This is a genomic window from Methylobacterium sp. CCH5-D2 (assembly GCF_001556475.1).
Lineage (GTDB): Bacteria > Pseudomonadota > Alphaproteobacteria > Rhizobiales > Beijerinckiaceae > Methylobacterium > Methylobacterium hispanicum.
The window spans coordinates 1-659 of record NZ_LSIX01000658.1; the positions used below are offsets into that span (position 1 = coordinate 1).

Sequence of the window (659 nt, forward strand, 5' to 3'; positions counted from 1 at the left end):
CGATCGCGGCGGGTCGGCGGGGCTGGCGCACCAGCACGCCCGGCGTCGAGGCGGCGTGGTCGATGCGGCTCTCGTGGCGCGCCGGCGGCGGCTCGAAGCCCGCGCGATCGTCGAAGACGTGGTCGGGCCAGCCCTGCGGGCCGGGCTCGGGCCGGGCCGCCTCGGGCGGGCCGAAGCCGGCCGCCGCGCGGGCGCCGAACCGCGGCTCCGCAGCGCCGAACCGCGGCTCCGCCGCGCCGAACGGTGCCATCTCCGGCGGCAGGACGCGCGGCATCGGCACCTCGGGCTCGCGGTCGCGGCCCAGCATGGCGTTCGGCGACGCGGCCCAGCTCTGGGCCGCGCCCTGCCCCTGGCGCGGCAGGGCGTAGCCGGGGTGGCGCGCGGCCCCGCCGAGGCGGCGGGTCAGGCTCTGGCGGAGCGACATCAGCCGGTGCGCGAGCGCCCCGAGCGAGAGGCCCGGGCGGTCGACGCCGCGGCCGGGGCGGGAGGGATCGCGGTGTGAGTAGGGGGGCCGTCCCGATGCGCGCATGAGAGCTTCTGTTACTCGAAACAGGGCTTCCGCCCGGGGCAGGGCGGCTCGTTCCCGAGTTAGGCGCGTCGTCGTTAACAGAGGCTTGAGCCCTCCGGCCGGTCCTTACCGGCGCCCGACGGGCGCAGGG

At 78.8% G+C, this 659-nt stretch carries 1 pseudogene; it reads right to left on the reverse strand.

The features are described 5' to 3' along the window. Nucleotides 1–529, reverse strand: a pseudogene (locus AX737_RS17460) (hypothetical protein); the annotation flags it as partial. Nucleotides 530–659 lie beyond the last annotated feature (130 nt).